Origin of the sequence: Streptomyces zaehneri (assembly GCF_032248645.1) — a bacterium.
Taxonomy (GTDB): domain Bacteria; phylum Actinomycetota; class Actinomycetes; order Streptomycetales; family Streptomycetaceae; genus Streptomyces; species Streptomyces coriariae.
Genome location: NZ_JASTTJ010000004.1, coordinates 16,386 through 38,199, shown reverse-complemented (window position 1 = coordinate 38,199; position 21,814 = coordinate 16,386). Strand labels below are relative to the sequence as shown.

General features: G+C 71.2%; 19 protein-coding genes and 2 pseudogenes. 7 read left to right on the top strand and 14 right to left on the bottom strand.

What is annotated here, in order from left to right; genetic code table 11:
- Positions 1-59 precede the first annotated feature (59 nt).
- The 5 genes from QQM72_RS08550 (at position 60) to QQM72_RS08530 (ending at position 4,255) form a co-directional block, all read left to right on the top strand.
- Entirely contained in the window at positions 60-1,346 is a 1,287-nt protein-coding gene (locus QQM72_RS08550; RefSeq protein WP_314220189.1) for a hypothetical protein, read from the top strand.
- Positions 1,343-1,807: a DUF7144 family membrane protein gene (locus QQM72_RS08545; RefSeq protein WP_314220188.1), complete on the top strand. Its 465-nt coding sequence runs from the start codon at positions 1,343-1,345 to the stop codon at positions 1,805-1,807. The genes QQM72_RS08550 and QQM72_RS08545 overlap by 4 nt, the downstream gene beginning before the upstream one ends.
- 118 nt (positions 1,808-1,925) lie before the next feature.
- Positions 1,926-3,416 carry an AlkA N-terminal domain-containing protein gene (locus tag QQM72_RS08540; RefSeq protein WP_314220187.1) on the top strand — a complete coding sequence of 497 codons (1,491 nt, stop codon included), beginning with the start codon at positions 1,926-1,928 and terminating at the stop codon, positions 3,414-3,416.
- A gap of 9 nt (positions 3,417-3,425) precedes the next feature.
- Complete coding sequence (locus tag QQM72_RS08535) at positions 3,426-3,935, top strand: methylated-DNA--[protein]-cysteine S-methyltransferase (RefSeq protein ID WP_314220186.1); 510 nt, start codon at positions 3,426-3,428, stop codon at positions 3,933-3,935.
- A 119-nt stretch (positions 3,936-4,054) separates the two neighbouring features.
- Positions 4,055-4,255, top strand: coding sequence for a DUF2191 domain-containing protein (locus QQM72_RS08530; protein WP_314220185.1), 201 nt, complete (start codon positions 4,055-4,057; stop codon positions 4,253-4,255).
- Positions 4,256-4,281: 26 nt separating this feature from the next.
- On the opposite strand, the pseudogene QQM72_RS08525 reads toward QQM72_RS08530, so the two are convergent.
- Positions 4,282-4,419 (bottom strand): annotated as a pseudogene (locus QQM72_RS08525) (NUDIX hydrolase); the annotation flags it as partial.
- Positions 4,420-4,603: 184 nt separating this feature from the next.
- Positions 4,604-5,692 carry an ADP-ribosylglycohydrolase family protein gene (locus QQM72_RS08520; RefSeq protein ID WP_314220184.1) on the bottom strand — a complete coding sequence of 363 codons (1,089 nt, stop codon included), beginning with the start codon at positions 5,690-5,692 and terminating at the stop codon, positions 4,604-4,606.
- A 210-nt stretch (positions 5,693-5,902) separates the two neighbouring features.
- On the opposite strand from QQM72_RS08520, the gene QQM72_RS08515 reads away from it, so the two are divergent.
- A complete protein-coding gene (locus tag QQM72_RS08515) occupies positions 5,903-7,021 on the top strand; it encodes a glycerate kinase (RefSeq protein ID WP_314220474.1) in 1,119 nt (372 codons plus the stop codon).
- Positions 7,022-7,215: 194 nt separating this feature from the next.
- Here the strand turns inward: QQM72_RS08515 and pssA are convergent, their stop codons facing one another.
- The 9 genes from pssA to QQM72_RS08470 form a co-directional block, all read right to left on the bottom strand.
- Positions 7,216-8,034: a CDP-diacylglycerol--serine O-phosphatidyltransferase gene (pssA, locus tag QQM72_RS08510; protein ID WP_314220473.1), complete on the bottom strand. Its 819-nt coding sequence runs from the start codon at positions 8,032-8,034 to the stop codon at positions 7,216-7,218.
- A gap of 22 nt (positions 8,035-8,056) precedes the next feature.
- Positions 8,057-8,713 (bottom strand): phosphatidylserine decarboxylase, encoded by a 657-nt coding sequence (locus tag QQM72_RS08505; protein ID WP_020125547.1) that lies wholly within the window; start codon positions 8,711-8,713, stop codon positions 8,057-8,059.
- Between the two features lie 170 nt (positions 8,714-8,883).
- On the bottom strand, positions 8,884-10,098 hold the full coding sequence (locus QQM72_RS08500) for an acyl-CoA dehydrogenase family protein (protein WP_314220183.1): 1,215 nt from the start codon (positions 10,096-10,098) through the stop codon (positions 8,884-8,886).
- 2 nt (positions 10,099-10,100) lie between these two features.
- Positions 10,101-10,613, bottom strand: coding sequence for a MaoC family dehydratase (locus QQM72_RS08495; protein WP_314220182.1), 513 nt, complete (start codon positions 10,611-10,613; stop codon positions 10,101-10,103).
- Between the two features lie 5 nt (positions 10,614-10,618).
- On the bottom strand, positions 10,619-11,578 hold the full coding sequence (locus tag QQM72_RS08490) for an HpcH/HpaI aldolase/citrate lyase family protein (protein WP_314220181.1): 960 nt from the start codon (positions 11,576-11,578) through the stop codon (positions 10,619-10,621).
- On the bottom strand, positions 11,575-13,602 hold the full coding sequence (locus QQM72_RS08485; RefSeq protein ID WP_314220180.1) for a protein meaA: 2,028 nt from the start codon (positions 13,600-13,602) through the stop codon (positions 11,575-11,577). Before QQM72_RS08485 ends, QQM72_RS08490 begins: the two co-directional genes overlap by 4 nt.
- A 17-nt stretch (positions 13,603-13,619) precedes the next feature.
- A complete protein-coding gene (gene ccrA, locus QQM72_RS08480) occupies positions 13,620-14,957 on the bottom strand; it encodes a crotonyl-CoA carboxylase/reductase (RefSeq protein WP_314220472.1) in 1,338 nt (445 codons plus the stop codon).
- A 432-nt stretch (positions 14,958-15,389) separates the two neighbouring features.
- The gene (locus QQM72_RS08475; protein ID WP_314220471.1) at positions 15,390-16,223 is read right to left on the bottom strand and encodes a TetR family transcriptional regulator; all 834 of its coding nucleotides are present in this window, start codon (positions 16,221-16,223) and stop codon (positions 15,390-15,392) included.
- A gap of 118 nt (positions 16,224-16,341) precedes the next feature.
- Positions 16,342-18,147, bottom strand: a complete 1,806-nt coding sequence (locus QQM72_RS08470) for a 3-hydroxyacyl-CoA dehydrogenase family protein (protein WP_314220179.1) — start codon at positions 18,145-18,147, stop codon at positions 16,342-16,344.
- Positions 18,148-18,583: 436 nt separating this feature from the next.
- Between QQM72_RS08470 and QQM72_RS08465 the strand changes: the two genes are divergently transcribed.
- Entirely contained in the window at positions 18,584-19,159 is a 576-nt protein-coding gene (locus QQM72_RS08465; protein WP_314220178.1) for an adenylosuccinate lyase, read from the top strand.
- 31 nt (positions 19,160-19,190) lie between these two features.
- Here QQM72_RS08465 and QQM72_RS08460 read toward each other — a convergent pair.
- The 3 genes and pseudogenes from QQM72_RS08460 to QQM72_RS08450 form a co-directional block, all read right to left on the bottom strand.
- A pseudogene (locus QQM72_RS08460) lies at positions 19,191-19,684 on the bottom strand (N-acetyltransferase family protein).
- Between the two features lie 23 nt (positions 19,685-19,707).
- Positions 19,708-20,106 (bottom strand): RidA family protein, encoded by a 399-nt coding sequence (locus QQM72_RS08455; RefSeq protein ID WP_314220176.1) that lies wholly within the window; start codon positions 20,104-20,106, stop codon positions 19,708-19,710.
- Positions 20,107-20,162: 56 nt separating this feature from the next.
- Positions 20,163-21,740: an alpha/beta hydrolase gene (locus QQM72_RS08450; RefSeq protein WP_314220175.1), complete on the bottom strand. Its 1,578-nt coding sequence runs from the start codon at positions 21,738-21,740 to the stop codon at positions 20,163-20,165.
- Positions 21,741-21,814 lie beyond the last annotated feature (74 nt).

The following is a 21,814-nucleotide window of genomic DNA, read 5'->3' as shown; positions in this document are numbered from 1 at the left end:
GTGCTGGCATCCACGGTCCGACCCAGGGCCGGATCCGACCGACGGCGAGGGAGTCCGCCATGCCGGAAAGCGGTGTTCCCGCCGACGCGGAGCTGGACGCACTCAGGGCCCGCATCGCGGCACTGGAGGAGGAGCGCACCCGTCGTCCCACCCACCACCGGGTCCGCTCGATCGTCGCGGTCGTCCTCATCGTCCTCGGCTGCGTCCTGGCCCCGCTGGGCCTGGTGGCGGCCTGGACCTCCAGCATCGTGGGCGACACCGACCGCTATGTCGACACCGTCCGCCCGCTGGCCTCCGACAAGGACGTCCAGAACGCGGCCGCCACCCGCGTCACGAACGCGGTGATGGGGCGCCTCGACCTCACCACGCTCCTCCAGGACGCCGTCCCGGCCCAGCGTCCCCTGCTGGAGAAGGCCCTCGGCAGGCTCGGTCCCTCGCTCGAGAGCGCCGTCCGCAGCTTCGTGCACGACAAGGCGCAGGCGGTCGTGGCCTCCGACGCCTTCGAGAAGATCTGGACCGACGCCAACCGCAGGGTCCACAGTGCCGTCGAGAAGGCCCTCACGGGCAGCGGCGGCGGCGCGGTGAAGATCGAGAACGACACGGTCACGGTCGACCTCGCCCCGGTCGTCGACCAGGTCAAGCAACGACTGGTGGACTCCGGGATGACGGTCGCGGGGAAGATCCCCGAGATCCACACGAACTTCACGGTCCTCAGGTCCGAGGACGTCGGCAAGGTCAAGACCTACTTCCGGCTGCTCCAGCTGGTCGGCTTCTGGCTGCCCGTCATCGCGGTCCTGCTGGTGGCGGCAGGCGTCCTGCTCTCGGCGCACCGCCGCCGCGTCCTGATCGTCGCCGCGCTCTGCTTCGCCTTCGCCACGCTCCTGCTGGGCGTCGCGCTGACCGTCTTCCGCGTCGTCTACCTGGACGCCCTCCCGGCCGGCGTCTCCCAGCCGGCCGCCGGGTCCGTGTACGACACGCTCACCCGTTTCCTGCGCACCTCCGTGCGGTCGGTGGTCGCCCTCGGCGTGGTGATCGCCCTCGCCGCCTGGCTCACCGGGCCCGGCCGCCACGCCGCTCTGGTGCGGCGGCTCTGGCACTCGGGCATCGGCGCCGTGCGCGCGACCGCCGACCACGCCGGACTGCGCACCGGCCCCGTCGGCCCGTTCGTCGACCGCTACCGCACCTGGATCACCTGGATCCTGGCCGCGGGAGCCGTCCTGGCCTTCGTCCTGTGGCCGTATCCGACCGGCTGGGTCGTGGTCGGTCTCGCTCTCGCCCTGCTCTTCGCACTGGGGATCGTCGACTTCCTCGCGACCCGGCCCCGCCGAAAGGACAGCCCCGCATGAGCTCGCACTCCCCGACCGGAGAGCCGCACGGCGAGATCGGCACCTCCTGGTCCACGCCCCCCGGCGGCCCGTCCCGGCCCGCCGCGCACGACGGCCTGGCCGGCGGCGTCGTCTTCGCCGGTGTCCTGCTGCTGTGCAGTGGCGTGCTCGCGGCCTTCCAGGGCATCGCGGCCCTCGCGAAGGACGACATCTACGCCCGTGTGGGCTCGTACGCCTACGAACTCGACCTCACCGGCTGGGGCTGGATCCACCTCGTCCTCGGCGTCGTCGCGGCGGCGACCGGCGCGGCCCTCCTCAAGGGCGTGCCCTGGGCGCGCTTCGCGGGCATCTTCCTCGCCGCGCTGAGCCTGGTCACCCAGTTCCTGTTCCTGCCCTACGAGCCGCTCTGGTCGATCGTGGTCATGGGGATCGACGTGTTCGTGATCTGGTCGCTGGCGTCGTGGCCGGAGAGGACGGGCTGAGACCGGCGCCAGGGCGTCCCGGCACCCCTGCGCGGGAGCCGGCGGGCGGTGCGGGCCGGCCGAGGCCGATGTCGGATTCTCGCCAGCGCCCGATCGGCGACCGGCCGATGCTGGACGTATGCAGAACGGGATGTACACCGATCGCGAGCGCTGTGTGCGCGCCGTGCAGTCCAAGGACGCGCGGTTCGACGGCTGGTTCTTCACGGCGGTCCTGACCACCGGCATCTACTGCCGGCCCAGCTGCCCCGTCGTGCCGCCCAAGCCGCAGAACATGGTCTTCCACCCGAGCGCCGCCGCCTGCCAGCAGGCCGGCTTCCGCGCCTGCAAGCGCTGCCGGCCCGACACCACGCCGGGCTCCCCGGAGTGGAACCAGCGCGCCGACCTGGTCGCCCGCGCCATGCGGCTGATCGCCGACGGTGTCGTCGACCGTGAAGGCGTGCCCGGACTCGCGGCCCGCCTCGGCTACAGCACCCGCCAGGTGGAACGCCAACTCCTCGCCGAACTCGGCGCGGGCCCGCTGGCGTTGGCCCGTGCACAGCGTGCGCAGACCGCTCGCCTGCTCATCGAGACGACCGAACTGCCGATGGCGGAGGCCGCGTTCGCGTCCGGCTTCGCCTCCATCCGCACCTTCAACGACACGGTGCGCGAGGTCTTCGCGCTCTCCCCGAGCGAACTGCGTGCCCGGGTCCCGCGGAAGAACCCCTCGGCCCGCCCGGCCACGCCCGGCACGCTCGCCCTGCGCCTGCCCTTCCGGGCCCCGCTCAACCCGGACAACCTCTTCGGGCACCTCGCCGCGACCGGCGTCCCGGGGGTCGAGGAATGGCGGGACGGCGCGTTCCGGCGCACGCTCCGGCTGCCGTACGGGCACGGCGTCGTGGCGCTCACCCCGAACCCCGACCACATCGGCTGCCGCCTGACCCTCAGCGACCTGCGCGACCTCACGGTCGCGATCAGCCGCTGCCGGCGCATGCTCGACCTGGACGCCGACCCGCTCGCCATCGACGAGCAACTGCGCACGGATCCGCTGCTCGCGCCCCTGGTGGACAAGGCCCCCGGTCGCCGGGTGCCCCGTACGGTCGACGAGGCGGAGTTCGCCGTACGCGCCGTGCTGGGTCAGCAGGTCTCCACGGCGGCCGCCCGCACCCACGCGGCCCGCCTGGTCACCGCGCACGGAGAACCGGTCGACGACCCGGAGGGCGGCCTCACCCACCTCTTCCCGACCACCGAGGCGCTCGCCGCCGTCGACCCCGACACCCTGGCGATGCCCCGCGCCCGCCGCACCACCTTCACCACCCTCGTCGCACAACTCGCCGACGGGAGACTGAACTTGGGCGTGGAGAGCGACTGGCCCAAGGCCCGCGCCGTCCTGCTCGCCCTGCCCGGCTTCGGACCCTGGACCGTCGACGTCATCGCGATGCGCGCCCTCGGCGATCCCGACGCCTTCCTCCCCACCGACCTCGGAATCCGGCGCGCCGCAAAGGAACTGGGCCTGCCCTGCACCCCGGCGGCGCTCACCGCCCGCGCCGCGGGCTGGCGCCCCTGGCGGGCGTACGCCGTCCAGTACCTGTGGGCGACCGACAGTCACCCGATCAACTTCCTCCCCGAGTAAGGAACTTCGGTGAAACAGCACACGATCGTCGACAGCCCGTACGGCCCTCTCACGCTCGTCGCCGACGACGGCGTCCTGTGCGGCCTCTACATGACCGAACAGCGACACCGCCCACCCGAGGAGACCTTCGGCCCCCGCGACGACACCCTGTTCGGGGACGCGGAGGAGCAGCTGGAGGCCTATTTCGCAGGCGATCTGAAGGAGTTCAGCCTCGAACTGCGGCTGCACGGAACCCCGTTCCAGCGCTCCGTCTGGGACGGACTGCGGAAGATCCCGTACGGCGAGACGCGCACCTACGGCGAACTCGCCGAAGCCCTCGGCAATCCGACCGCCTCCCGCGCGGTGGGCCTCGCCAACGGCCGGAACCCCGTCGGCATCATCGTGCCCTGCCACCGCGTGATCGGCGCCGGCGGCGGCCTCACCGGCTACGGCGGCGGCCTGGACCGCAAGCGGCGCCTGCTGGACTTCGAGGGCGGCACCGCCCCCGGCGACGCGGCCCTCTTCTCACTCGAGGCGTAAGGACTCGTGTCCCCGCGACGCCCGTCGCGCAGGTGGGCGGGGATCAGCGAGCGTAGGGCCGGGACGCGGGCGGTCGCGAGTGTATGTCGCGGCGCCCCGGCCGGTGTTAACGTCCCCGCATGGCCAAGGTCGCTGTCTCGCTCGACGCCGAACTCGTCGTCGAAGTCATGGTGCTCACCGGTGTGGGCAACCCCCAGGACGCCGTCGAAGTGGTCGTGCGCGACTACATCGAGCGCGGCCATCGCACGGAGGCCAGGACCGCCGTCCGTGACGAGGCCCTGCGTGAGGTGGACGGCAAGCCGCGCGACGTCGAGGGCTGAGCGGGCGGGGGCCGGCGGGCCGCGGGTCAGCGGGCGGGGCGGCCGTTCTCCAGTTCCGCCGTCGTCGAGCCGTCCGCGAGCGCGTCCGGTGCGGCCAGGACCCGGTGACCCAGCGAACCCGGCAGGTGGTCGGTGAGCTCCTCGCGCGGGACCAGCCGCCACGCGGCGGCGCCCGCCAGGACGCGGGGCAGGGAGGTGATGTACGCCGCGAAGCCGGGCGTGGCGGGGGCGCTCATCCGGCAAGCGCAAGGGCGGCGAGCGTACGGGCGGCACGCGTACGGGCGGCCGGCGAAGGGGCGCCGGCGAAGATGTGCCGGCGAAGGGGTGCCGGGCCGGCCGCGCACCGGCTCAGATCTGCGCCGGGCGGTCCCGCTCCCCGACCAGGCGCAGCGTCCGCCGCGCCAGCTCGCTGATGCGGACGCCGTCGAAGCCGAACACCGCGCTGCGCACCGTGTCCTCCAGCGGCTCCGTCCACTGCGGCGGGATCGCCGAGGCGCCGGTCAGGACACCGGCCACCGAACCGGCCGTCGCGCCGTTGGAGTCCGTGTCCAGGCCGCCGCGCACGGTGAGCGTGACGGTCCGGGTGAAGTCGCCGTCGCCGTACAGCAGCCCGGCGGTGAGGACGGCGGCGTTCGGGACGGTGTGGATCCAGCTCAGGCCCGCCGTCTCCTCGCTCACCGTGGCGAGCGTGTCCTCCCAGGTCATGCGGGTGTCGTGGAGGGAGGCGACCCGTCGTACGGTCCGGGCGAGCCGGCTGCTCGCCGGGACCACGGCCAGCGCCTCGTCCAGCGCGTGGCGCACCGTCGGCGCGGTGAACGCCGCCGAGATCAGCGCGGCCGCGAACATCGCGCCGTACACGCCGTTGCCGGTGTGCGAGAGCACCGCGTCCCGGCGGGCGAGGGAGGCGGCTCGGCGGGGGAGTCCCGGGCAGGTCCAGCCGTAGATGTCGGCGCGGATCAGGGCGCCGATCCACTCCTGGTAGGGGTTGTCGTACGTCGCCGTCAGCGGCGGCTTCAGCCCGGCCGTCAGGTTGCGGTAGGCGGCCCGCTCGGCGGTGAACGTCTGGAGGTACGGCAGCCGCAGCAGCCACAGGTCGCCGACCTGCTCGGTGCCGAAGCCGAAGCCGTGGGTCTCCAGGAGGTCGAGCCCGAGGATCGCGTAGTCGACGTCGTCGTCGCGGCAGCTGCCGTGGATGCGGCCGCGCACGCACTCCCGCCACTCCGGGCGCAGTCGCAGGCCGTCCTCCTCGGTGGCCGGCTCGGGCAGGTAGTCGGTGAGCGGCAGGGCTGCGGCCCGCCGCAGATAGCGGTCGATGCGCTCGCGCGTCCACAGGTCGCCCTGCTCGACCGGCTTGCCGAGCATGTTGCCCGCGATCCGGCCCAGCCAGCCCCCGAGGACGCGGTCGGCGAGCTCCGGCTCGCCGCCCACAGGGGTCATGGGTCCGGTCTACCCGATTCCGGTGCCACCCGCGAGGGTTGCGAAGGCCCACAGCCGCCGCTCAGGGTTGTTCCAGGGTCCGGGCACCGCATGACGGCGGGGGCGCCTTCCGGTTAAGGTCGCAGCGGCGCGACTGGCCCTGACGTGCGCGGGGCCCGGAGAGCAAGGGGATGCAAGGTGACGGACGCTCCAGCGCGGGGCACCCGACGGGTGCTCGTGGCCGCGGACAAGTTCAAGGGCTCGCTGACGGCCGTGGAGGTCGCCGAGCGGGTGACGGCCGGGCTGCGCCGGGTCGTGGCGGACCTCGAGGTGGAGGCCCTGCCCGTCGCCGACGGCGGTGACGGGACCGTCGCGGCGGCGGTCGCGGCAGGCTTCGAACGCCGGGAGGTGCGGGTCGCCGGGCCTCTCGGACAGGAGGTGAGCGCCGCGTTCGCGGTCCGCGGCGACACCGCGGTCGTGGAGATGGCGGAGGCGAGCGGCCTGCAGCGGCTCCCGGCCGGCGTCTTCGCGCCCCTGACGGCGTCGACCTACGGTTCGGGCGAGCTGTTGCGGGCCGCGCTGGACGCGGGAGTGCGGACGATCGTCTTCGGGGTCGGCGGCAGCGCCACCACGGACGGCGGCGCGGGCATGCTGTCCGCGCTCGGCGCGCGGTTCCTCGACGAGGACGGCGAGCCGGTGGCCCCGGGCGGTGGCGGTCTCGCGCAGCTGGCCCGCGCCGACCTGTCGGGGCTGGATCCCCGGCTGGCCGCCGTGGAACTGGTCCTGGCGAGCGACGTCGACAATCCGCTGACCGGCCCCAAGGGCGCACCGGCGGTGTACGGCCCGCAGAAGGGCGCCTCGCCGGACGACGTCGAGACGCTGGACGCGGCGCTCACGCACTACGCCGAGGTACTGGAGACGGCGCTCGGGTCGAAGGCGGCGCAGTACGCCGCCGCGCCGGGCGCGGGCGCCGCGGGCGGCATCGGCTACGGGGCGCTGCTCGTCGGCGCCCGGTTCCGCGCCGGCATCGAGGTCATGCTCGACGTGCTGGGCTTCGCGTCGGCGCTCGAGCGGGCCGAGCTGGTGATCACCGGTGAGGGCTCGCTGGACGAGCAGACCCTGCACGGCAAGGCTCCCGCGGGCGTCGCCGCGGCAGCCCGGGCGGCCGGCAAGGAGGTCGTCGCCGTCTGCGGCCGCCTCGCCCTGCCCCCGGCGGCGCTGGGCCGGGCCGGCATCCGCCGCGCCTATCCGCTGACGGATGTCGAGCCCGACGTGGCGACCTGCATCTCGGACGCGGGGCCGATCCTGGAACGGGTCGCGGAACAGATCGGCCGCGACTTCCTGAGCTGAGCGGGGGCTACGTCAGAGGGGGGACGGCTCGCCGCCGGTCTCCCTGACGGAGCTGCGGGCGTCCCACGCGGGCTTTTCTTGATGCCGGGCTCCCGCACAGGGCAAGGGCACACTGCGGACGTCCTTGAACGCGAAACGGGTGCGGCCCGGACCTCGAAGGTCCGGGCCGCACCCGTTTCGCGGTGGAGCGAGGGTCAGGGCAGCTGTGCCGCCCGCGCCTCGCGCCGGTTGTCGCGGAAGTTGTTCACCCGGCGCGCCGTGGCGAACAGCGGGATGACCGCGCACATGACGAGCTGCAGCGCGCAGCCGGTCTGGAGCAGCAGCTGACCGCTCGGGGCGTCGAACGCCCAGGCCGCCAGCAGGCCCATGGACAGCACGATCCAGCAGAGCATCGCGCCGGCGAGGCGGCCCCGCGGCTTCGGGTACTCGACCCGGCTCACCATCAGCCACGCGGTGCCGATGATCGCCATGAGCGTGGCGACGAACGGCAGCTCGAGGAGCACGATCGAGACGACCGTCAGCGCGCCGAACGGCGACGGCATGCCCTGGAAGGTGCCGTCCTTGACGGTGACGCACGAGAATCTCGCGAGTCTCAGCACCACCGCCAGCAGCACCACGATCGCCCCGACCGCCGCCACCCGCTGGTGGGCGTCGTCGGCGACCATGCCGTAGACCAGGACGAAGTACGCCGGGGCCAGACCGAAGCTGATCAGGTCCGAGAGGTTGTCCAGTTCCGCGCCCATCGGGGACGAGCGCAGCTTGCGTGCGACCAGGCCGTCGAACAGGTCGAAGACCGCCGCGCACAGCATCAGGATGACCGCCGTGGCCGCGCTGTGGCGGGCCATGCCGGATTCCTGGCTGCCGGTGAGGTGCGGGATCAGGATGCCGGTGGTGGTGAAGTACACCGCCATGAAGCCGCACGTTGCGTTGCCGAGGGTGAGGGTGTCCGCTATCGACAGGCGGAGAGAGAGGGGCATCTCCTCCTCTTCGTCCACCTCGTCGGCCTCGGGCACCCAGCCCGCCTGGGTCTCCGGGTCAATCACGGTCAATGCGAGTCACCCCTGCCACGGTCTTCTGCCCCACCTCGACCGCGACGTCCACGCCCTCGGGGAGGTAGATGTCGACACGCGAACCGAAGCGGATCAGGCCGATCCGCTCGCCCTGCTCGACCTTCGTGCCCTCGGGGATGTAGGGGACGATGCGGCGGGCGACGGCTCCGGCGATCTGGATCATCTCGATGTCACCGAGCTCGGTGTCGAAGTGCCAGACGACGCGCTCGTTGTTCTCGCTCTCCTTGTTGAACGCCGGCACGAACCCGCCGGGGATGTGCTCGACCGACGTCACGGTGCCGGCCAGCGGCGCGCGGTTGACGTGGACGTTGAGCGGGCTCATGAAGATCGCGACCCGGGTGCGTCCGTCCTTCCACGGCATGATGCTCTGCACCACACCGTCGGCGGGGGAGATGACCCGGCCCGAGGCGATCTCGCGCTCGGGGTCGCGGAAGAACCACAGCATGCCCGCCGCGAGAGCGGTGGCGGGCACGGCGACGGCCTTGGCGGCGCCCGAGCGGCGGGCGCGCAGCAGGCTGACGGCTGCGGTGGCGACGGTCGGCAGAAGCCACGGCGATGCTCCGCGCGCGAGGCGTGCGCCTACCAGGCTGTCGCGGTGTGCAGAGGTTTGGCTGTGGGGCATGGATGACCTTCGTAGCGGATGATGCCGCGCTTCGACGGGGGGACGGCGGCTTTCCGCGATCGTAGCGGTTCGGGGCCACAACTGGGTAAGCAAGGAAGCCGAGTCGACGGCAGAGAGAAGGTGACGGGGTGTGATCTTCTTCTCGAAGAAAACACCCCCAACCCGGACAATCAGCCTTGGAACCGGTATTCCTCGAGCAGTCTGCGCCCGATGATCATTTTCTGGATTTCTGCGGTGCCTTCACCGATCAGCAGCATCGGGGCCTCACGGTAGAGGCGCTCGATCTCGTACTCCTTGGAGAAGCCGTAGCCTCCGTGGATCCGGAAGGCATCCTCCACGACCTCCTTGCAGTACTCGGAGGCGAGGTACTTCGCCATCCCTGCCTCGAGGTCGTTTCGTTCCCCGGAGTCCTTTTTGCGCGCGGCGTTCACCATCATGGCATGGGCGGCCTCGACCTTGGTAGCCATCTCGGCCAGCTTGAACTGGATCGCCTGGTGCTGGGCGATCGGCTTGCCGAAGGTGTGGCGCTGCTGGGCGTAGGAGACCCCCAGCTCGAAGGCACGCTGGGCGACGCCGCAACCACGGGCCGCGACATTGACGCGACCCACCTCGACCCCGTCCATCATTTGGTAAAAACCTCGGCCGGTGACCCCGCCGAGCACGCGATCGGCGGGAAGGCGCAGGCCATCCATGATCAGCTCGGTGGTGTCCACCCCCTTGTACCCCATCTTGTCGATCTTGCCCGGGATGGTCAGGCCGGGGCGGACCTCGCCGAAGCCGGGTTCCTTCTCGATCAGGAAGGTCGTCATCGACTTGTGCGGCTTGGCGGCCGCCTCTTCGGGGGAGTGTCCTTCGTCACTTCGGACCAGAACGGCCACCAGCGACGACGTGCCGCCGTTCGTCAGCCACATCTTCTGGCCGTTGAGGACGTACTCGTCGCCGTCCTTCACCGCCTTCGACGTGATCGCCGACACGTCCGAGCCGAGAGCCGGCTCCGACATGGAGAAGGCGCCGCGGACGTCGCCGGCCGCCATCCTCGGCAGGTAGTGGTCCTTCTGCTCCTGCGTACCGTGCTGCTTGAGCATGTACGCCACGATGAAGTGCGTGTTGATGATGCCGGAGACCGACATCCAGCCGCGGGCGATCTCCTCGACGCACAGGGCGTACGTCAGGAGCGACTCGCCCAGACCGCCGTACTCCTCGGGGATCATCAGGCCGAACAGGCCCAACTCCTTGAGGCCGTCGACGATCGCTTGCGGGTACTCGTCGCGGTGCTCGAGCTCGGTCGCGACCGGGATGATCTCCTTGTCCACGAAGTCGCGGACGGTGGCGAGGATCTCCTGCTGGATGTCGGTCAGACCAGCGGTCTGGGCGAGTCGCGCCATGGCTACTTCTCCTGCTCCCTGAGCTCGGGGCGGCCGGGCTGCTCGCCGCCGCGCTCCTTGATGTACGTCTCGGTCGGCACCATCACCTTGCGGCGGAACACGCAGACCAGCGTGCCGTCCTGCTTGTAGCCCTTGGTCTCGACGTAGACGATCCCGCGGTCGTTCTTCGACTTCGACGGCCACTTGTCGAGCACGGTCGTCTGCCCGTAGACCGTGTCGCCGTGGAAGGTCGGCGCCACGTGCTTGAGCGACTCGATCTCCAGGTTGGCGATCGCCTTGCCCGAGACGTCCGGCACGGACATGCCGAGCAGCAGGGAGTAGATGTAGTTGCCCACGACGACGTTCTTGCCGAAGTCGGTCGTCCGCTCCGCGTAGTTGGTGTCCATGTGGAGCGGGTGGTGGTTCATGGTGAGGAGACAGAACAGGTGGTCGTCGTACTCCGTGACCGTCTTGCCCGGCCAGTGCTTGTACGTCGCCCCGACCTCGAACTCCTCGTAGGTGCGTCCGAACTGCATGGCGCTCAGCCCTCCGGGATCTCGAACTTGCCGGTGCGCTGCATACCGGCGGCGCGGCCCTTGCCGGAGATGACCAGCGCCATCTTGCGGCTGGCCTCGTCGATCATCTCGTCGCCGAGCATCGCCGAGCCCTTCTTGCCGCCCGCCTCGGACGTGTAGTAGTCGTACGCGTCCAGGATCAGCTCGGCGTGGTCGAAGTCCTCCTGCGACGGCGAGAAGATCTCGTTGGACGCCTCGACCTGGCCCGGGTGCAGCACCCACTTGCCGTCGAAGCCGAGGGCGGCCGCGCGTCCGGCGACCTCGCGGTAGCCGTCGACGTTGCGGATCTGGAGGTAGGGGCCGTCGATCGCCTGGAGGTCGTTGGCGCGGGCGGCCATCAGGATCTTCATCAGGATGTAGTGGTAGGCGTCCGCCGGGTAGCCGGGCGGCTGCTCGCCCACGACCAGCGACTTCATGTTGATCGACGCCATGAAGTCGGCCGGGCCGAAGATGATCGTCTCGACGCGCTGGGAGGCCGTGGCGATCTCGTTGACGTTGTTGAGGCCCTGCGCGTTCTCGATCTGCGCCTCGATGCCGATGCGGCCGACCTCGAAGCCCATGGTCTTCTCGATCTGCGTCAGGAGCAGGTCCAGCGCGACGATCTGCTGCGCGTTCTGCACCTTCGGCAGCATGATGCAGTCGAGGTTGGGTCCGGCCCCCTCGACCACCGTCACGACGTCGCGGTACGTCCACTCGGTCGTCCAGTCGTTGACCCGGACCACCCTCGTCTTGCCCGTCCAGTCGCCCTCGTTGAGGAACTTGACGATGGTGTGCCGCGCCTCGGGCTTGGCGAGCGGCGCGCACGCGTCCTCGAGGTCGAGGAACACCTGGTCCGCCGGGAGGCCCTGCGCCTTCTCGAGGAAGCGGGGGTTGCTGCCCGGGACCGCGAGACACGAGCGGCGGGGACGCAGACGGTTGACGGTCATGCGGGGACCTCCAGGGGGTCGAGCTTGTTCGCTTTCCGGATCTCGTCGACGATGCGGCCGATGATTCCGGTGATGTCGAAGTCCTTCGGGGTGAAGACCGCGGCCACGCCGGCAGCCCTGAGCTGTTCGGCGTCTCCATTCGGGATGATGCCACCGGCGATCACCGGGATGTCTGTGGCACCGGCCACACGCAGCCGTTCGAGGACGTCCGGCACCAGCTGGGCGTGCGAGCCGGAGAGGATGGACAGCCCGACGGCGTGCACGTCCTCCTCCAGCGCGGCGTCCACGATCTGCTCGGGCGTCAGCCGGATGCCCTGGTAGACCACCTCGAAGCCGGCGTCCCGCGCGCGGACGGCTATCTGCTCGGCGCCGTTGGAGTGCCCGTCCAGGCCCGGCTTGCCGACCAGGAAGCGCAGCTTGCCGACGCCCATGTCCTTCGCGGTCACCTCGACCCGGCGGCGGACGTCGGCCATGGCCGAGCCCTCCTCGGCCGGGACCGCCACCGGCGCCGACGACACCCCGGTCGGGGCGCGGAACTCGCCGAACACCTCGCGCAGCGCCCCGGCCCACTCGCCGGTGGTGACGCCGGCCCGGGCGCACTCCAGGGTGGCCTCCATGAGGTTGGCGGTGCCCTTGGCGGCCTCCTTCAGCTTCTCCAGCGCCTTGCACGGGCGCGGGTGGTTGAAGGGCGGCTGGTAGCGCGTGTCGCGCCAGTTCCCGAGGGAGGCGATGACCCGGGCCTCGACCGCCGGATCGACCGTCTGGATGGCCGTGTCGAGATCCGCGGTGAGCGGGTTGGGCTCGGTCGTCTCGAAGATGTTGACGCCGATGATCTTCTCCTGCCCGGACTCGATCCGGGCCCGCCGCTCGGCGTGCGAGGAGACGAGCCGCGACTTGAGGTAGCCGGACTCGACGGCGGCCATCGCGCCGCCCATCTCCTGGATCCGCTCGATCTCCGTGAGGGACTCCTCGACCAGCTCGGCCACCTTGGTCTCGATGACCTTCGAGCCCTCGAAGATGTCCTCGTACTCCAGCAGGTCGCTCTCCAGGGCGAGCACCTGCTGGATACGCAGCGACCACTGCTGGTCCCAGGGGCGGGGCAGGCCGAGGGCCTCGTTCCAGGCGGGCAGCTGCACGGCACGCGCGCGTGCGTCCTTCGACAGCGTCACGGCGAGCATCTCGAGGACGATCCGCTGGACGTTGTTCTCCGGCTGCGCCTCCGTCAGGCCCAGGGAGTTGACCTGGACGCCGTAGCGGAAGCGGCGCTGCTTGGCGTTCTCGATGCCGTAGCGCTCCAGGGTGATCCGGTCCCAGATGCGGCCGAAGGCGCGCATCTTGCACATCTCCTCGACGAAGCGGACGCCCGCGTTGACGAAGAAGGAGATACGGGCGACGACGTCGCCGAACTTCTCGGCCGGCACCTGTCCGGAGTCGCGGACGGCGTCCAGCACGGCGATCGCCGTGGACATCGCGTACGCGATCTCCTGGACCGGCGTGGCCCCGGCCTCCTGCAGGTGGTAGCTGCAGATGTTGATCGGGTTCCACTTCGGGATGTGGGAGACCGTGTACGCGATCATGTCCGTGGTGAGCCGCAGGCTCGGCCCCGGCGGGAACACGTGCGTGCCCCGGGACAGGTACTCCTTGACGATGTCGTTCTGGGTCGTGCCCTGGAGCAGGGTGATGTCCGCGCCCTGCTCCTCGGCGACGACCTGATAGAGCGCCAGCAGCCACATGGCGGTGGCGTTGATCGTCATCGAGGTGTTCATCTGCTCCAGGGGGATGTCCTGGAACAGCCTGCGCATGTCACCGAGATGGGCCACCGGCACACCGACCCGGCCGACCTCGCCGCGGGCGAGGACGTGGTCGGAGTCGTAGCCGGTCTGGGTGGGCAGGTCGAACGCGACCGACAGACCCGTCTGGCCCTTGGCGAGGTTGCGCCGGTACAGCTCGTTGGACGCCTCGGCCGTGGAGTGACCGGCGTACGTGCGCATGAGCCACGGCCGGTCCTTCTGACGCTCAGTCATCTATGACCCCGGGTGTCTCAGATGTTGCGGAAGCGGTTGATGGCGTCGATGTGCTGGGCGCGCTTCTCCTCGTCGCGCACGCCCAGACCCTCCTCGGGGGCCAGCGCGAGGACGCCGACCTTGCCCTGGTGGAGGTTGCGGTGCACGTCGTAGGCGGCCTGCCCGGTCTCCTCCAGGGAGTAGACCTTGGACAGCGTCGGGTGGATCTTGCCCTTCGCGATCAGCCGGTTGGCCTCCCAGGCCTCGCGGTAGTTGGCGAAGTGCGAGCCGATGATCCGCTTCAGGGACATCCACAGGTAGCGGTTGTCGTACTCGTGCATGTAGCCGGAGGTCGAGGCACAGGTGGTGATGGTGCCGCCCTTGCGGGTGACGTAGACCGAGGCGCCGAAGGTCTCGCGGCCGGGGTGCTCGAAGACGATGTCGATGTCCTCGCCGCCGGTGAACTCGCGGATGCGCTTGCCGAAACGCTTCCACTCCTTGGGGTCCTGGGTCCGCTCGTCCTTCCAGAACCTGTAGCCCTCGGCGTTGCGGTCGATGACCGCCTCGGCGCCCATGGCCCGGCAGATGTCGGCCTTCTCGGGGGAGGAGACGACGCAGATCGGGTTGGCGCCGCCGGCCAGCGCGAACTGCGTGGCGTAGCTGCCGAGTCCGCCGCTGGCGCCCCAGATCAGGACGTTGTCGCCCTGCTTCATGCCGGCGCCGTTGCGGGAGACGAGCTGGCGGTAGGCGGTGGAGTTGACGAGGCCGGGGGCCGCCGCCTCCTCCCACGACAGGTGGTCCGGCTTGGGCATCAGCTGGTTGGACTTGACCAGGGCGATCTCCGCGAGGCCGCCGAAGTTCGTCTCGAAGCCCCAGATGCGCTGCTCGGGGTCGAGCATCGTGTCGTTGTGGCCGTCCGAGGACTCCAGCTCGACGGACAGACAGTGCGCGACGACCTCGTCGCCCGGCTTCCAGGCGTTGACGCCCGGGCCGGTGCGCAGGACGACGCCCGCCAGGTCGGAACCGATGACGTGGTACGGCAGGTCGTGCCGCTTGGTGAGCTCGCTGAGCCTGCCGTAGCGCTCCAGGAAGGAGAACGTCGACACCGGCTCGAAGATCGAGGTCCACACGGAGTTGTAGTTGACCGAGGAGGCCATGACGGCCACCAGGGCCTCGCCCGGACCGAGCTCGGGCAGGGCCACCTCGTCCAGGTGGAGGGACTTGCGGGGGTCCTTGTCGCGGCTCTCGAGCCCGGCGAACAGCTCCGCCTCGTCCTTGTGCACGGTGATCGCGCGGTAGGACTCGGGGAGCGGCAGAGCGGCGAAGTCGTCCGGTGTCGAGTCCGGCGACTGGATCGCGTCCAGGATCTTCTGCATGGTCACGGTGTTGCCTCCGGCGGTGAGCGCCCTGAGGGCGGGGCGCTGAGGGTTACGTCGGTTGCTGCTGAGGGTTTGGGGTGAACGTGCCGTCGGTTCGGCGGATGTGCTGTTCGGCAGCGCTTTGTGGCGCGGGAGGTTGCCTGTGACGCAGGCGTCCGGGCGCGCAAACCATGAGCTTGCGGGGACAGCCGACGTACGAATGGTCTCTGCACGCCGGCCGCCCGGACACCTTCAACGTATGACACCGCGTGTCACCCCGCAAGGCACTGAGTGCCAGAACTTGGTCTCAGCTGAAATCTTTACGTAACAAATGAGCGATGATCGATCGAACGGGCTCTGAAATGTGCGCGAAAAGGGGCTCTGACATGCCAAAACGGCCACCCGGTGGGGTGGCCGTCGTCACAGCGTGAAAGGGGTTCCGAGGGGTGCTCAGCGCTCCTTGAGAGCCTGCTCGATGGTGCGCATGACCTCGTCCAGCGAGGCGTCGGTGCGGGCGACCGTCACCAGGACCTCGCCCTGGGCGGAGACCGCCGCCGGGGCGGACTGCGTGGTCCCGGCGCTGTTGCGGCCGGCTCCGATACCCGTCCCGAACGTCTTGCGCACGATCGCGAAGGCATGGTCGAGCTGGGTCTCGACATCGCCCTGGCCGCCGGCCCGGAGCCAGCGCCGCAGCACGTGGTTGTGGGCGGTGACCACGGCGGACGCGGCGACCTCGGCGAGCAGCGGATCGTCGTTGGCGTCGTCGTCGTGGGCGTGCTCGTCGAAGTGCCCGAGGAGGTAGCGGGTGAAGAGGCGCTCGTAGCGGGCCACCGACGCGATCTCCGCCTCGCGCAGGGTGGGCACCTCGCGCGTGAGCTTGTAGCGGGCGACCGAGATCTCCGGCCGGGCCGCGTACATCTTCATGACCTCCTTGATGCCACGGCACACCGTGTCGAGCGGATGCTCGTGCGCCGGGGCCGCGTTGAGCACGGCCTCCGCCCGGATCAGGGTGTCGTCGTGGTCGGGGAAGATCGCCTCTTCCTTGGAGCGGAAGTGACGGAAGAAGGTCCGGCGGGCGACTCCGGCCGCGGCCGCGATCTCGTCGACGGTGGTCGCCTCGTACCCCTTGGTCGCGAACAGCTCCATCGCCGCCGCCGCCAGTTCTCGGCGCATCTTGAGCCGCTGGGCTGCCGCGCGGCTGCCCGCGGCGCTCTCCGGCGCGTCGGGCGTGGCTGGTGTACGTGAGGACCTGGCGGGCTGGGGCATGACCCGAACGTACTGCATGTGCGCAGCTCGGTGCGCCTGTCCGGGGTTTCCCCCGCCCTCGGTGGGCGGGGGCCCGAAGGCGGGGTCGAGCAGCCCGCCCCAGTCCTCGTCCGTGCGGAGCCGGTCGCCGATGCCGTCAGCGGCGGGCATATTCGCGGAAGCCGCGGCCGGTCTTGCGGCCGAGGCAGCCCGCGGCCACCAGGTGCTCCAGGAGCGGGGCCGGGGCCAGGCCCGGGTCCCGGAACTCGCGGTGCAGCACCTTCTCGATCGCCAGGGAGACGTCCAGTCCGACGACGTCCAGCAGCTCGAAGGGGCCCATCGGGTAGCCGCCGCCCAGCTTCATCGCCGCGTCGATGTCGTCGAGGGACGCGTAGTGCTCCTGGACCATCTTGATCGCGTTGTTCAGGTACGGGAAGAGCAGCGCGTTCACGATGAAGCCCGCGCGGTCCCCGCAGTCCACCGCGTGCTTCTTGATCCGCCCGCACACCTCGCGGACCGTCGCGTGGACGTCGTCGGCCGTCAGCACCGTACGGACGACCTCGACCAGCTTCATCGCGGGCGCCGGGTTGAAGAAGTGCATCCCGATCACGTCCTGCGGGCGCGAGGTGGCGCGGGCGCAGGCGACGACCGGCAGCGAGGAGGTCGTGGTGGCGAGGACCGCGCCGGGCTTGCACACCTTGTCCAGCGTCGCGAACAGCTGCTGCTTGACCTCCAGGTCCTCGGCGACCGCCTCGAGCGCCAGGTCGACATCGGCGAAGGCCTCGTAGGAGCCGGCCGGGGTGATCCGGTCCAGGATCTGGGCGGCGGTCTCCGCGGTCAGCCGGCCCTTGTCGACCGAGCGGGAGAGCGACTTGCCGATCCGTGCCTTGGCGGTCTGCGCCTTCTCCTCGCTGCGGGCGGCGAGGACGACGTCGTAGCCGGCCTTGGCGAAGACCTCGGCGATACCGGAGGCCATGGTGCCGGAGCCGGCGACACCGACCGAGCGGACCGGACGGCCGGGGGCCGCGCCGTCGCCGGACACGGGGGTCAGCGCGTCCGGGACGACCGTCGCGCTGTTCGGGGCGTCGTAGGTGTAGAAGCCGCGGCCCGACTTGCGGCCGGTCAGGCCCGCCTCGCTGAGCTGCTTGAGGATCGGCGCGGGGGCGTGCAGCCGGTCGTGGGACTCGGCGTACATGGCCTCCAGGACCGTACGGGCCGTGTCCACGCCGATCAGGTCGAGCAGGGCGAGCGGGCCCATCGGCAGTCCGCAGCCCAGCCGCATCGCGGCGTCGATGTCCTCACGGGAGGCATACCGGGCCTCGTACATCGCGGCGGCCTGGTTGAGGTAGCCGAGCAGCAGGCCGTCGGCGACGAAGCCCGGGCGGTCGCCGACCGCGACCGGCTCCTTGCCGAGGTCGAGGGCGAGGTTGGTGACGGCGGTGACGGCGGTGGGCGCGGTCAGCACCGAGGAGACGACCTCGACCAGCTTCATGGCCGGCGCCGGGTTGAAGAAGTGCAGGCCCAGCACCCGCTCCGGACGCGCCGAGTCGGCGGCGAGCCGGGTCACGGAGAGCGCGTTGGTGCCGGTGGCGAGGATGGTCTCGGGCCGCAGCAGCCCGTCCAGCTCGCGGAAGATCTGCTGCTTGATCTCGTACGACTCCGGCGCCACCTCGATGACGAGGTCGGCGTCGGCCGCCGTGCGCAGATCGGTGGAGACGCGGACCCGGGCCAAGGCCGCGGTGCGCTCCTGCTCGGTGAGCCGGCCGCGCTGCACGGCGCGGGCGGTGGAGGCCTCCACCGCGGCGAGGGACCGCGCGGCCTGGGCCTCGCTGATGTCGATGCCGATCACCTCGCGACCGGCCTTCGCCAGGACCTCGGTGATGCCGGTGCCCATGGTGCCGAGGCCGATGACGGCGATCGTCCGGAGCGGGGACAGAGGGGTGTCGGACAGGGGAGCGACCATCGCGGGACTCCAGAAATGAGGTGACGACTGGGAACGCGCCCGGGTGCGCCGAACGGCCTCTGCGAGGCTCGGGCGCACCGGATGCGGTGAAGGATTCGCGGGTGTTGCCGGGCTGACGAGCGCACACGCCCGGTGCCGTCGCCGAGGGCGCGCACACGCCCGGAGCGAACGGCGGATCCGACCGGCCCTGTCCCGTGGCCGGGTCGTACAGCGGTACATGTGGTACCGAACCGACTTCTCGCGGCGACTGCGTCACCAGGCCACCACGAGGAGGTGAAGCGAGTGATTGACTCGCTCGTATGAGCTTAACCGGTGGGTAACGAGCGCGCCAGCCCCTGGGGATGTGACCTGTTTCGCTCGAACGTCCCCACCCGGCCGGGCGGGCCAGGTGCCCGGTTTGCGCCTCCGCGCCCAGCCCAGCCCCTACGCTCGGCACATGGACGAAGAGTTGCGATCGCTCACGGAGCGCTTACGGCGCGAGTCCGGCGCGACGGCGGCCTACGAGCGGCTGGCGCGTACCGCGGACCACGACGAACTGGCGGGCGTGCTCACCGAGTCGGGACAGCCCCTCTGGGCCCGCGAGCTGGCCGCGTTCCGGCTGGGCCGCGCCGGGGACCGGCGCGCCTTCGAGGCGCTCGTCCTGCTGCTCAACCACCGGGATCCGCCGCGCTGCGCCTCCGCCGCCCACGCGCTGGCCAGGCTCGACGATCCCCGCACCGCCCGGGCCGCGGCCGCCCTGGCCACCAACGAACTGCGCGTCGCCTACGCCCTGCACCCCGTCCGGCTGCTGGTGGACCTGCGCGCACCCGAGTCCGTACCCGCGCTGATCACGACCCTGCGGCGGCGCCTGAGCCCGCACGACCCCCATCGCCGGGTGGCCCTCGCCTGCGTGGAAGGGCTGGGCGCCCTGGCCGACGACCGCGCCCGACCGGTACTCAACGACGCCCTGGCCCACCCGGCACTGGCGGAGGCGGCCGTACACGCGCTGGCGCGCATTCCCCGGCAGCGGTGAGGGAGCAGGACCGACGCGCGGGTGCGCGCCCTCAGAGGGGCAGGTGCCCGACGTAGCGCACCTCGGGCACCGCGACGCCCTCCACCTCGAAGGGCTCCTCGGCGCCGTCCGCGTGGAACCCGGCACGCTCGTAGAAGCGGCGGGCCGTGGCGTTGCCCTCGAGGACCCAGAGGTACATGCGGGAGTACCCGAGGGCGTCGGCCCGCCGCACCGACTCCCGCAGAAGAGCCCGCCCGACACCACGGCCGAGGTGCTCGGTGTCGACGTAGATCGCGTACAACTCGGCCTCGGCGGTGAGGACTTCACCGTCGCGGTAGGCGCCGTGGGCGGCCCGGCCGACCGTCTTTTCGGCCTGTTCCGCGACCAGGTTCACCACGCCGGCACCGCCGCCCCGCCCGAAGCGGGCACGGCGGCGGCCGGCGTCCTCGGCGACACTCAGCGCGTCCAGGTACGACCGCGGCAGCAGCCCCCGGTAGGCGCTCTGCCAGCCCCGGACCAGACCCGGTCGACGTCGGTGAGCACCATGTCCCGTACGACGGACCTGGGAGTCACTCGCCCACCACCGCGAAGGCCTCGATCTCCATCAGGAAGTCGGGGTGGACCAGGGCGGCGACCTGCACGGCCGAGGCGGCGGGGAGGCGGTCGTCGGGTATGTGGGCGGTGCGGGCCGCGCGGATCGCGGGCATGTGGGCCATGTCCGTGACGAAATAGGTGAGTTTGACGTCGTCGTCGAAGGTCGCTCCGGCCGCGGCCAGGCATCGGCGCAGGTTCTCGAAGACCTGGCGGGCCTGGGCCTGCGGGTCGCCCTCGCCGACCAGCCTGCGGTGTTCGTCGAGCGGGAGCTGACCGGCGACGGCCACGAAACGGCCGGTGCCCATGACGACATGCGAGTACTGGGCCGCGGCGGCGACTCCGTCGGGGGCGGGGATCCTGGTCGGTTCGCTCATGCGTCCATGGTGGACCACGGGTCCGACAACACCCCCGACGGGTCGGTGATCACCGCTCAGCCACGGAACCCCAGCAGCCCGTGCAGCGTCGAGCCGTGGGCGGTGGGGGAGGCGGTCTTCGAGGCCGACGGCTTCGGGTCGGGCTGCGCCTTGCACACCGCGTCGACCCCGCCCCTCCCGCGCGGCACCGTGCCGTCGGCCAGGTACGCCGCCAGGTGCTTGTCCAGGCAGGCGTTGCCGCTCAGCGTGATGCCGTGGTTCTGGCCGCCCTCCTCGACGACGAGGCTCGAACCGCGCAGCAGCGCGTGGACCGTCGCGCCGCCCTCGTAGGGGGTGGCCGCGTCGTTCGTCGCCTGGAACAGCAGGGCCGGCGGCAGCTCGCCGTTGGCGAGGTTCACCGGCCCCACCGACCCGGTCGGCCAGAACGCGCACGGCGCGTTGTACCAGGCGTTGTTCCAGGTCATGAAGGGCGCCTTCGCGTACACCGACCAGTTGTCCGTGCGCCACTCGTCCCAGTCGCGCGGCCAGAAGGCGTCACGGCACTGCACCGAGGTGTAGACGCTGTAGCCGTTGTCCCCGGCGGCGTCGACGGCGGCGAGGTTCTCGTACGCCTCGACCAGCGGGGCCGCGTCCTTGCGGTGCACGTACGCCGCGAACGCCGTGGCGAGACGGGGCCAGTAGCCGTTGTAGTAGCCGCCCGGCAGGAAGGTGTCCTCCAGCTCCGAGGCGCCCACCCGGCCGTCGGCCGGCTTGCCCGCGAGGGCCGCCCGCATCGCGTACCACCTGGTCTCGACCTGCTCCGGGTCGGTGCCGAGCCTGTACGTCTTGTCGTTCCTGGCGATCCAGGCCATCAGGGCGCGGTGCCGGTCGTTGAAGGCCAGGTCCTGGGTGAGGTTGTCCTCGTACCAGACGCCCGTGGGGTCGACGATCGAGTCCAGGACCAGGCGCCGTACCCGCTGCGGATAGAGCCTGGCGTACACCGCGCCCAGGTAGGTGCCGTACGAGTAGCCGAAGTAGTTCAGCCGCCGCGCACCGACCGCGGCACGGATCGCGTCCATGTCCCGTACGGCGCTGACCGTGTCGATGTACGGCAGCACGCGCGCGTACTTCTTGGCGCAGGCTGTCGCGAAGGACCGCGCGCGGGCGACGTTGGCCTTCTCGATCGCCTCGGTGCTCGGCACGGAGTCCGGGCGCACGGAGGCGAAGTGGCCGGGCGCGCAGTCCAGCGCGGGCGTGCTCTTGCCCACCCCGCGCGGGTCGAAGCCGATGACGTCGTACTGGGCCGCCACCGCCTTCGGCAGCGCCGAGGCGACGAATCCGGCGAGGCTCAGCCCCCGGCCGCCGGGGCCACCGGGGTTGACCAGGAGCGGGCCCTGGTACGTCTTCGCGGTGTGCGGGACGCGGGAGAGCGCCAGCGTGATCTGCTCACCGCCCGGCCGCGCGTGGTCGAGCGGCACCTTCAGGGACGCGCACTGGAGCTTCGGCTGCCCGGTGGTGCGGCAGTTCTTCCAGGAGAGCGCCGCCGCGCGGGCGGGCTCCGCGGCGGGTGCAGGGCTCGCGGCGGCGGGCACGGCGGTGACCGTCCCGGCCACGACGACGGCGGCAGCGCACAGCACGGCTGCGCGTTGGTTCATGGAGTGCTCCAGAGGCGACGAAGGGGCCGGAGATGGTCGGACCGCAGGTCACGGCCCTTGCCGCATCGTCCCGA

What these genes read in the sequence shown, in the direction of transcription:
- QQM72_RS08545 (WP_314220188.1), top strand. Translation starts at nt 1,343, where the DNA reads ATGAGCTCGCACTCCCCGACCGGAGAGCCGCACGGCGAGATCGGCACC.
- QQM72_RS08470 (WP_314220179.1), bottom strand. Translation starts at nt 18,147, where the DNA reads ATGGTCGCTCCCCTGTCCGACACCCCTCTGTCCCCGCTCCGGACGATC.
- QQM72_RS08450 (WP_314220175.1), bottom strand. Translation starts at nt 21,740, where the DNA reads ATGAACCAACGCGCAGCCGTGCTGTGCGCTGCCGCCGTCGTCGTGGCC.
- QQM72_RS08475 (WP_314220471.1), bottom strand. Translation starts at nt 16,223, where the DNA reads ATGCAGTACGTTCGGGTCATGCCCCAGCCCGCCAGGTCCTCACGTACA.
- QQM72_RS08530 (WP_314220185.1), top strand. Translation starts at nt 4,055, where the DNA reads ATGGCCAAGGTCGCTGTCTCGCTCGACGCCGAACTCGTCGTCGAAGTC.
- QQM72_RS08455 (WP_314220176.1), bottom strand. Translation starts at nt 20,106, where the DNA reads ATGAGCGAACCGACCAGGATCCCCGCCCCCGACGGAGTCGCCGCCGCG.
- QQM72_RS08485 (WP_314220180.1), bottom strand. Translation starts at nt 13,602, where the DNA reads ATGACTGAGCGTCAGAAGGACCGGCCGTGGCTCATGCGCACGTACGCC.
- ccrA (WP_314220472.1), bottom strand. Translation starts at nt 14,957, where the DNA reads ATGCAGAAGATCCTGGACGCGATCCAGTCGCCGGACTCGACACCGGAC.
- QQM72_RS08490 (WP_314220181.1), bottom strand. Translation starts at nt 11,578, where the DNA reads ATGACCGTCAACCGTCTGCGTCCCCGCCGCTCGTGTCTCGCGGTCCCG.
- QQM72_RS08540 (WP_314220187.1), top strand. Translation starts at nt 1,926, where the DNA reads ATGCAGAACGGGATGTACACCGATCGCGAGCGCTGTGTGCGCGCCGTG.
- QQM72_RS08505 (WP_020125547.1), bottom strand. Translation starts at nt 8,713, where the DNA reads ATGCCCCACAGCCAAACCTCTGCACACCGCGACAGCCTGGTAGGCGCA.
- QQM72_RS08500 (WP_314220183.1), bottom strand. Translation starts at nt 10,098, where the DNA reads ATGGCGCGACTCGCCCAGACCGCTGGTCTGACCGACATCCAGCAGGAG.
- QQM72_RS08550 (WP_314220189.1), top strand. Translation starts at nt 60, where the DNA reads ATGCCGGAAAGCGGTGTTCCCGCCGACGCGGAGCTGGACGCACTCAGG.
- QQM72_RS08495 (WP_314220182.1), bottom strand. Translation starts at nt 10,613, where the DNA reads ATGCAGTTCGGACGCACCTACGAGGAGTTCGAGGTCGGGGCGACGTAC.
- QQM72_RS08520 (WP_314220184.1), bottom strand. Translation starts at nt 5,692, where the DNA reads ATGACCCCTGTGGGCGGCGAGCCGGAGCTCGCCGACCGCGTCCTCGGG.
- QQM72_RS08465 (WP_314220178.1), top strand. Translation starts at nt 18,584, where the DNA reads ATGGACGAAGAGTTGCGATCGCTCACGGAGCGCTTACGGCGCGAGTCC.